At 47.9% G+C, this 9,557-nt stretch carries 6 protein-coding genes and 1 pseudogene; all 7 read right to left on the bottom strand.

Features of this window, described 5'->3' with window-relative positions; all coding sequences use genetic code 11:
- Positions 1-204: 204 nt before the first annotated feature.
- On the bottom strand, positions 205-606 hold the full coding sequence (locus tag ACO0K9_RS18930; protein WP_422987639.1) for a DUF6911 family protein: 402 nt from the start codon (positions 604-606) through the stop codon (positions 205-207).
- Positions 607-837: 231 nt separating this feature from the next.
- Positions 838-1,158, bottom strand: coding sequence for a hypothetical protein (locus ACO0K9_RS18935; RefSeq protein WP_422987640.1), 321 nt, complete (start codon positions 1,156-1,158; stop codon positions 838-840).
- Between the two features lie 186 nt (positions 1,159-1,344).
- Positions 1,345-1,650, bottom strand: a complete 306-nt coding sequence (locus tag ACO0K9_RS18940) for a hypothetical protein (protein WP_422987641.1) — start codon at positions 1,648-1,650, stop codon at positions 1,345-1,347.
- 427 nt (positions 1,651-2,077) lie between these two features.
- Positions 2,078-2,398, bottom strand: a complete 321-nt coding sequence (locus ACO0K9_RS18945) for a hypothetical protein (protein WP_422987642.1) — start codon at positions 2,396-2,398, stop codon at positions 2,078-2,080.
- A 7-nt stretch (positions 2,399-2,405) separates the two neighbouring features.
- Positions 2,406-2,657 (bottom strand): hypothetical protein, encoded by a 252-nt coding sequence (locus ACO0K9_RS18950; protein WP_422987643.1) that lies wholly within the window; start codon positions 2,655-2,657, stop codon positions 2,406-2,408.
- Positions 2,658-3,113: 456 nt separating this feature from the next.
- The gene (locus tag ACO0K9_RS18955) at positions 3,114-3,539 is read right to left on the bottom strand and encodes a hypothetical protein (protein ID WP_422987644.1); all 426 of its coding nucleotides are present in this window, start codon (positions 3,537-3,539) and stop codon (positions 3,114-3,116) included.
- Positions 3,539-9,557, bottom strand: a pseudogene (locus tag ACO0K9_RS18960) (hypothetical protein); the annotation flags it as partial. The gene ACO0K9_RS18955 and the pseudogene ACO0K9_RS18960, both read right to left, overlap by 1 nt.

Raw genomic sequence — 9,557 nt, forward strand, 5'->3', positions numbered from 1 at the left:
CCTGGTTTAAAAGTAATATATGGCTGATTTTGGTCGGAGCCTAACTTACACAGTTATTTTTACAGGCTCGGTTAACCAGACGCATTGAACTGCCAGGTATAACCTAATGGGTGACCCTGGCTTCGCTAACGGGCGCAATCCCGTTAGTTCGACCCGATCGCGGGCTATGAGCAAGCCCCTTGGAGCAGCAAAATCGTACGACAGTCATCTTAAATATTTATTTGATACGCTACCTGTGTTAAAAAATTCTTCAAATATCATTAAGACTAACTTTGCATCAAAGCAAATGGATTGATTATTCCAACGATTTCCTAAAATTTCTACCATTTCGCCAGGTGGTTCAACATCGGGATTTTTGTATGTTTTAACAATCCAGTTATCTTCCGTTTCTTCACCTAGAGTTAAAAAGTACATGTTTTTCTCGATATTAACGTCGAGACATTTGCTTCGATCCCACTCATCTTCAGCTTCTAACTTAACCACTCCTGAGCTGTTAAGCAAATTCTGTAACTTATCTTTAATAGTTACCCAATCAGGACAATCTATGTTCTCTCCTTGGCCAGGAAAAGCAACATTTTCTGTCCACGCTAAATTTGATATCTTCATTCTTTAACCAATTTAAATTTCGTCATTCCAGGCTCAAATTGAAATCACGATAGCTGCCATAATATTGAGGGCGTGTCGGACAAATGCTTGCGTGTGAGGCCATTAAGGTAGATGGGGGCAGTGTTGTCGGTGGTTGCGGTGGGAAGAAAAATATCTGGAACAATTTTGCAGCCCGCGTAGGTACGAATATGCTGAGCTATTCGCGCCTACGCGGGCTAATCAAAATTCCGTTTACACAAAATTCCGGGCACCACCTCCGTCTAGATTATTGTTTATTATTTCCAATCTTCTCATAAACTCATTTACATCCATTCCACCTCTTAAAACGTCATAAACAAATGCACTAGCTTCTGCGGCAATATCTGGCGTAAGAATATATTCTACGTATGCGATCGCATATATGTTTGCCACATTTAAAAGCACTAACATCTCATCATGGTTTTGTTTGGTGAACGATAAAAAAGACGAAACGCAGGCTTTGTCATCTTCGGTTAGGCCGCGTTTTAATTGTCGGTTAACAATTTTTTTTAAGACATTGTATTTTGCATCCATGATAATGACTTCCCTGGTATTTAATCTTTTGCAGCATTTACGATCACCTTAGTCGGCACATCGGAATAAATTTTTTTATCAAGGGCGACGTCACAGTCCAGTCGCCTGGCGATCTCACGTATGGAATCTAATCATGATGGTAATTTGGCTGCAAATACGATAGGAAGGAGGCACGCCAAACATTAGCTACTCTTCTTTTGGTAATGACGTCTGGTTAACTCCAAGAGTGTTAATAAATTCATCTAAACGCATTTTCCCGCTCAAAACGTCATATACATAACCGCTGGCATAAGCAGAAATATCTGGCGTGAGGATATAGGACAAATATGCCCATGCCACAATTGAAGAGTTTTTCAATTTTTCTAGATCTTCGTGATTTTGTTTCGACAATAGCCAGAGCGAAGAGACGCTACCTTTTTCTTCTTCAGTAAGTACTCTCTTTAGGTTCTGACCTACAGATTTTTTTAACGTTGCATAGTGAACATCTAGCATAATTAGACCTCAACTTATTCTTTGTAAGCATTAACTATTATTGTTATGCACGGAAGCCGCACTGGCCAGACCGTATGCATTGACGGGTGTCTGCACGCAGTCTATGTCTGTTGCAGAGAATTCGGCTGTCGGTGTGATGTAAGCCCGCGTAGGTGCGAATAGCCCCGCGTATTCGCACGCACGTTGAACGTCAAAATGCCGATAAGCATTTCAAAACAATGTCTGACGCGCTCACATTTATTAGCAATGTTTCGTCAGGAGCGACACGGCATTATTTTTCAAGTACGCAGATGACTACTATGCCATGCGCACGAATACATGGAGCTATTCGCACCTACGCGGGCTAATTGCCTCGACAAGGCAATATCGCGTCAAGTGGGGCCAGCACTTACCGTATCCTATGGCCTCAACTATCTTTGAGAATTGGTTAAAGTGTGCCGCGTGGATCAGACAAAATTTTGCTTTCTAACTCGTCCCAAAGCACTTGATAGACGGAATAATTCTTCTCGCTAGCAGATTTTTTGCGAGCTTTCTGAACAGCTTTTAGAAAAATATTAAAGCCCTCTATGTCTTGTGATTCAGCAGAGATAAACATCATTCCACCATCATCCATGGGGGAGTATATTTGTCCCATAAATACTTTTTCTGAATCGCTAAATCCTGAACGCACTCGTTCAGTAAAATAATCGAATTGGTTCGTGCTAACTGAAACACGCACATCCTTTGAAACAAAAATAGTTCCAGCCATTTTTTACTCACTTGATTAAAATGACTTTCGATTGGAATTTCTGCAGAAGGCTCTTTATTGCATTCGTAAGAAAATTCTGATTTGCCGGAGTTAAGAAGCGGGTGTCCATCGGGACAAAATCTGCAGCAGCAGCGTGATCTGCAAGTGTAGTCATGAAGTTAGACAAATTGTTCTCGAAATACTGATTGAGCTTAGTCCGCCTAGGTGCGAAGCGCAGCGTATCCGCACGCATGTTGTGCGTCAAAATTCCAATAAGCATTTCAAAACTATGTTTGACACGCCCCCCAACATTTATCAACCATGTTTCGTCAGGAGCGACACGACATTATTCTTCAAGGGCGCAGATGACCGCTACTGCCATGCGTGCGAATACGCGGAGCTATTCGCACCTACGCGGGCTCAACGGCCACGATCATGATCATCGCCCGTAAAATATTACGGATCGCTTTTACCTTGATCAAAAACAAAACCGACTTTAATCCCGATTTCGTCGCAATAAAAACTTGACGGGAACCATAGAATCTATTCGCATCTACGCGGGCTGAACAGGGCACATGCTGTTTTTCTCGATTTACAAAATTCCTCACTTTTATGTTCTTTGAACATTTAGCATTGAGAGAGCGAATGAGTTAAATCCTTCTTTTTCCTGCTTATCTAAATAGACAAACATCCGCCGTTTTCTGCAAAAAATGTAGATCAAGCGGATTGATTTGGTTTAACTGAACGCGGAATAGTGCACAGGCGCTATGCCAGCGTCAAGGTGAAACTCAAAAGATTCGGCGATGACATCCCAATCTACCCAAGCAACAGGTATTTCCATTAATCCTTCAAACAAAAATTTCTGATGCTTTTGATTTGCGTCACCGTTTAACGTAACATCAACTACTTCATACTCTTCTTTGAACCCGTCTGGCTTTTTGGGGTCTCCTATATATTCAGTTAATTTTCTTCGTGAACTAATAACCCCACGAAACACTAGTAATCCAGCTAATGGAATGGCAACATTTTCTGAAAATTCGTGCCCTTTTAAGAAAAAAAGATTAGAAATTGGAACATATAAAATATGCCCTTGTATAGAAGGTGCTCCTAACATACTTTCTGTAAAGTGCAATTTGTCAAAATTTCCCAAGATTATTTTCATCAAGGTTCCACCTTTTCGAGAATAGTTGTAAGTACTTTATTATTAGGTATTTGAGTTCCGTCGGTAAATCGAAATACGCTACCTTGAAACTCAGGTAGGAGAGGGCCAGGCGATTGCACAACTTTCAATCCAAGGCTCTGCAAAACTTCTGGGCTTGGAAGTTGGCCGAATGGATTACGCGCAGAGGAATTTATTATGAGTTGACCACCCGGTTTTAATGTCTCTGCTGCACCAGGCAACCAATCCATAATCCCTCCCCCTCCTGGTATATATGGATTACTAGCAATAATTTTATCTGCTACATTCGGTTTAAACGGTAATTGTGTCGCAGAAGCTCGAACACCTTCTTGTGCAATGATATCAACATTAACTGCATCAGGTACTTGCGATTTGATTCCGCCAAACAAGTCCAGCACTAAAGGTGCTGCCGTGTCAACAGTTTTCGCAGCATTCAATATTTCAGCACCGATCTGAAAAATCTTGGTTGCGACTTTTAGGCCGTTGGCAAATATAAATGGACTAGCAATTTCACCTCCAACACCACCTACTTTTTGCGCACTATTGTCATATGCGAGCATTTCCCCCTTCGGCCAATCTTTTGTCGAGTTCGTCGCAATATTATAAGCTTCAAGTGGATCTATGCCAGCATCTATCAGCGCTTGCATTGCTGCGCCCTCGGCTAAAGTTGTTGTGCCGCTTGCTATGACCTTGGTTGTACCATTCCCTAATCCCTTGCCAAATCCAAATCCTACATTCAGCACTTTCAACATTTCGTCTGCGTACGTCATTGTATTAGGGGTATTAGCAGTTTCCACAGATCCATAAAAGTCACCCGATGGATTACCTAGTGGAACTGTCACCGTCTGAGCTACATTATCTAGATTGGTGTTTGTCGTATTTGTATTACCTGGTGTGGTTTTTACCTCATTCTTCGCGGCCAGTACATCTGCTTTTGAAGCCGTACTTTCGCCCCGTTGAATGGTTGTATTAATAATGACGATATTTCCTCCTGTATTACCGCCAGTGCTGGAAACATTTTGAACTTGATTCAAGTCATTACTTACATTCCCCAAATTGGTCGCCGCTGAGCCTCCAGCCAATGGAACATCTTTAATAGTATTGAGCAAATCGTCGATATTCGTAACAACAACTTTATCAATTTCAGAGTTATTGATTAACGGCCCTGACTCATTTCTCGACACAGAATTAGTTGCCGATGAACTGCTTCCTGAGCTATTGCCAATCCCCAAAGCGTCTTTCACAAAATCAACTACCGCACCAACGATATCGAACCGTTCATATGGTTCAGGTGGTGATTCAGCGGCCGCCTTTGCCGCCAATTTAGAATCATACGCATCCACCCATTCCTGATGGAACATGTTGGTCCCATCCACATCTTTCGATGAGTTACCAGCAGTGCGACGCATTTGCACCAAAGTAGCTTCATCAACTTGCTGGAACGCATCGTAAGCGACACCCGCATCCGTCATATTACTGCTCACCGCAGTCGTCGTGGTATCAAGAGCCGTTGTTCTGGCCTGCGCTGTCGTCACATTCTCCAGCCCCAGCGTGTTCTGATTGCTATTCACGGTACCAGTGACATTCGCGTTGTTCGTGTTGGTCGCATTGGTCGTCGTCACCGTCGTTTTAAGCGAAGCACTGGCTGCTGTTGCGGCAGCCAGCGTTCCTGCTGGCGGTGGCGTCACTGGTGTCACCGGCTGCAAGGCCGTTATTTGCGCATAGATACTGGCCATCTGCGCTTGCAAACCATCGATATAGGCCTGCCATGCCGCCAGGGTTGAAGTCGCTGTCGGGTTGGATGCCGTCAACTGCTGCAACTGCGTGGTGGCCAATGTCAAATTATAGGCACGCATGTTGAGTTCGGTTTGCAAAGTGCCCAAGTCATTTGACGTCACCGGCCCTGGCAAAGTCGGTGGTTGCGGTAATGTTGGTGTGGTTGGATTCCCTGGGTCCGTTGGTGTTGTAGGGTTCGTCGGCGTGGTTGGATTCCCCGGGTCCGTCGGTGTTGTCGGTGTGGTCGTACCACCATTACCATTGAGCGCGCTGATTTGCGCATCCATACTGCTAATCTGTCCTTGCAAGGCCGCAATATAGGTTTGCCACAAGGGCACCAGTTGCGCCACGTTTGCCGGATTATCTGCAAGCAATTGCTGTAACTGTATCGTTGCAGACGTCAGCGTGCCAATACGCATGCCACGTTGCGTTTGCAACGTCAGCATGTCTGTTGAGGTCACGGGTGAAGGCAATGGCGGCGGTATGCCAATGCCTGGTGCTGGCGTGGGGTCGACAGAACCCGGGCCTGCTGCCTGCAAGGCGGTGATCTGTGCATAAATAGCAGTGATCCGCGCCCGTATATCGGCAATATTCGCTTCCATCACTGCTGCCTGTTCTGCTTCATCTGCAGGGTGGGAATTATGCATGGACTGGATCAAATTCAGTGCTTCTGACAGATTGCCAACGCTTGAATCATATTGTACTTGCAAGGCAGCGAGCTGGTCTTCATAGCTGGCCGTGCTGTTGACGCTGTTGGCCATAGCACTCATCATCATGCGTGGTGCCGGGCTGACGTTCTGGCTATCTTCTTCGCTTACCTCAGTGAACGCCATTGTTTCGCTGTCGTCACTGTTATCGCTGCCATCACTTTCTTCAGCCACTGTCATCAAACTAAACATACCCCGTGCCGCCATCAACGCCATCGTGGTCATGGCCGGAGCAGGGGAGGCCCAGGTATCTGTTTTACCTGTGCCATTGCCACTATTGGCCACAAAGTTATTGTGGTTCGCCCCTGTCCAGCTATTAAATACCTGGCGATTGACGATCAGGTTGCTGGTGGCAATACCTGCCTGTTCACTCAGCACCACCTGGCCACGGGCATCGGTGACCTGGTGTTGGATCGTCGTGAGCGTGCTGTTGTCCGTTGCCCTGTCAACCGTCGTGACCTGAATTTTCTTGCCATTCACGTCATAACTGCTTTGCTGGGTTTCCCAGCTATTAAGCGAAGACCAGTCCGCATTGGTATAGGTAGACTGAACCTGGCCTTGCAAATAACCTTCCCCCAGGATTTGATCGAGAGCGACATTGACATGGTTACCCGCATTGTCATCACTGCTATAGCCACGCAAGTGGCCTGCCGCATCATAGGTGCTGTAGTTACTCACCAGCGTACTTTGTCCCTGGACGTTATAGCGCACGTCTTTTCTGAGCCAGCCATTGGCATCATAGTAGTGGGTGTTTTTAGTGGCGGTCTCTGCAAAGGCCGCCAGTTGCGGATCTTGCAATGCCTGCAAATAGCCTGCCGCCAAGGTGCTGTTGATGCCTTGCTGTAGCAAACGACCAGCACCATCATACAGGCGCTGATCGACGACCGTTGCCAGGCTCTGTGACAGGCGGTTACCTTGCGGATCATAACTGGCCACCGCAATACTGCTGACACGGTTGGCGGCGTCATAGCTGAAGTAACGCGTGATCAAGCCTTCACGCACGACATAGGTAGTGCGGCTGGTATCCGGCTGGCCGTTCGTGCCCAGCGGTATCTGTGCCACCAGTTCTTTACCCCAACTGGTGTCACTGGCTACATTGCCGTTCTTGTCATAGGTCAGCAAGTGGCCTTGCGTGCTGTTTACATTATTGATGTCAGCAGCACTGTTGTTATTCGCCCCTTCGACCAATATCTGCCTTTGCATACTGTCATAGGCATAGTTATTGTTATGCACGAAAGAAGTGCTGGCCACCGTTTCATGGCTGACGGTATGCATGCTGCCACTGATGCTGACCTGACGGGTGGTCGTACCTGCAGCCTGTGTCTGTTGCACATTGCTTTCATGTGAGAGATTACCGGCCTTGTCATAGCCAAGTGCAGTGAGATAACCATCATCCAGGGCTTCGATGAGAGATATCTGGCCCTGGGCGTTATAGGTGAGACGGGTGTTTTGCAGGCTGATATCGGCCTGGATGGTTTGTTCCCGCGTGTGTTGTCCGGCCAGGTTGTAGCTGTACAGCGTGGTCTTGTCAGTGGCCAGGTCGCGGATCTGGGTGACTTGACCGGCTTCGTTGTAGTGGTAGTTGAGGTTCTGGCCACGACTATTGGTTTGTTGCAGCAATTGCCCGGCACTGTCATAGCGGTAGCTATAGGTGGCACCACCAATGTCTTTGTGGCTTTGTAACTGGCCCTGTGCATTGAACTGCCAGGTGCTGATGTTGCCATTGGCATCGCGATAGGCAATTTGATTACCTTGGGTGTCATAGGCATATTGTTCAAACTGGCCGAGTGGTTTCTGGCTGAGTACCATGTTACCGCGCAGGTCATAGTCAAAGCGTGTGGTTTCACCATTGGCATTGGTCCTGGCGATGATGCGTCCAGCCTGGTCGTAGGTGGTGCGACTGATCAGGCTTTGGGTGCTGCCGCTCACATTGCCGGAGCTGGTGCCATACAAACCGACCGGGTCACTGATAGATGCAATCAGGCGGCCCTGGTGGTCTAGCTGGTAATGGATGCTGTTGCCGTTGGCGTCGGTAAAGGCCGTTTTGTTACCGAAGGCATTATAGGCATAGCTGACGATGCCGCCGTCAGCATGGGTTTCTGTGATCAACTGGCCATGGGCGTCATAGCTCACGCGGTTGACGTTGCCATTGGCATCGCGGGTAGCGATCTGGCGGCCCATACGATCATAATAGAAGTCCGTTACGGCACTATTCGCACTTTGCGCACCCGTCGCATCGGGGCTGCTTTGGTGGATCAACTGGTTGCTGGCATTGTACTGATAAGTGGTCACGCCACCAAAGCCATTCAGGTCACTGCGGCTGGTGAGGTTACCCCAGCGATCAAAGCTTTGGTGGATGACGGGTGTCTGGCCATCGCGGGTAGGCAAGCTCAGAGTGATGGCACGGCCCAGTGCATCATACTGCGTGCTGCTGCGACGCAAGCCAGACACATGATCTGCCTCTTGTGCAATGGCTATGTTAGCCAATGGGTCACCATTGCCGAAGTTGAGGCTGGCGGTGCTGATACCGGCACTGCTTAAAGTGACAGTCTGGTGGCCTTGTACATCGTATTGCATGACTTTGGTGACACCACCGCTGTTACTACGCCAGAGATGGCCTGCGTTGTCATAGTCATAGTGGGCGACCTCGACACCATTGCTGCGCTGGCTGGTGGCTTCATCAAAGGCGTTGTAGCTGACTTCGTTGCGCACCACGGCTGTTTGTGCCTGGTTGATCGTGCTGATCTGGCTGCCGTTGATCTGAACATTGCTGCCAGGGGTGATGGTGGCGGTGCGGCGGCCCAGGGCGTCGTATTCATATACAGTAAACAGCGTATGGAGGAGACCGTCATTGCCACTGACAGCCTGCCATTGCTTGCGCAGGTGGTTTTGTGCATCATAAGACGCAAAGTGATTGATGCCATCGGCATCCGCATTTTGGATGACGTTGCCCTGGCTGTCGTAACGGGCCAGGCTGATACGGTCATCAAGGCTGCTGCCGCTGCGGCCATAGCTTTGTTTGTTGGCATAGGTGGCACCACCGGCATACTCTATTTTAGTAACGACATTGCCATAGGCATCGCGACGGTATTCTGTCAGCGGTGTCAGGGTATGACCCGCTTCTGCACTACTGCCAGGTTCGGTGACGGCAGTCAGACGGCCCAAAGCGTCGTAATAGCGGTAACTGCTGTTGCCCAGGGCGTCGGTGCTGGAAACGACATTACCCAGCGCATCATATTCAATAGTGGTCGTGACATCACCACGGCTGCGCTGGCCATTGCTGATGTCATTCGTGCCATCGCTGAAGCCGACATTCTGACGCAGTTGTCCCACCTGGCGATTGGCCTTGTCATAGCCATACAGGGTGGTACGGTCATCCTGACTGGTTACAGGCAAGACCAGCTTACCATTCCCATCCACACTACCCGCATTGGCATATTCCGTGATTCTGGTGACATTGCCATTGGCGTCATAGATTTTGGAGGTGACATAACCCAGCGCATTGATACTGGCAGTA

It is taken from the genome of Undibacterium sp. Ji50W (assembly GCF_049340445.1).
In the GTDB taxonomy this organism is placed as follows: Bacteria; Pseudomonadota; Gammaproteobacteria; order Burkholderiales; family Burkholderiaceae_D; genus Undibacterium.

Bases quoted from the DNA above. Each gene is read 5' to 3' on its own strand.
- ACO0K9_RS18955 (WP_422987644.1), bottom strand. From the start codon at position 3,539: ATGAAAATAATCTTGGGAAATTTTGACAAATTGCACTTTACAGAAAGT.
- ACO0K9_RS18940 (WP_422987641.1), bottom strand. From the start codon at position 1,650: ATGCTAGATGTTCACTATGCAACGTTAAAAAAATCTGTAGGTCAGAAC.
- ACO0K9_RS18945 (WP_422987642.1), bottom strand. From the start codon at position 2,398: ATGGCTGGAACTATTTTTGTTTCAAAGGATGTGCGTGTTTCAGTTAGC.
- ACO0K9_RS18935 (WP_422987640.1), bottom strand. From the start codon at position 1,158: ATGGATGCAAAATACAATGTCTTAAAAAAAATTGTTAACCGACAATTA.
- ACO0K9_RS18930 (WP_422987639.1), bottom strand. From the start codon at position 606: ATGAAGATATCAAATTTAGCGTGGACAGAAAATGTTGCTTTTCCTGGC.
- ACO0K9_RS18950 (WP_422987643.1), bottom strand. From the start codon at position 2,657: ATGCTTATTGGAATTTTGACGCACAACATGCGTGCGGATACGCTGCGC.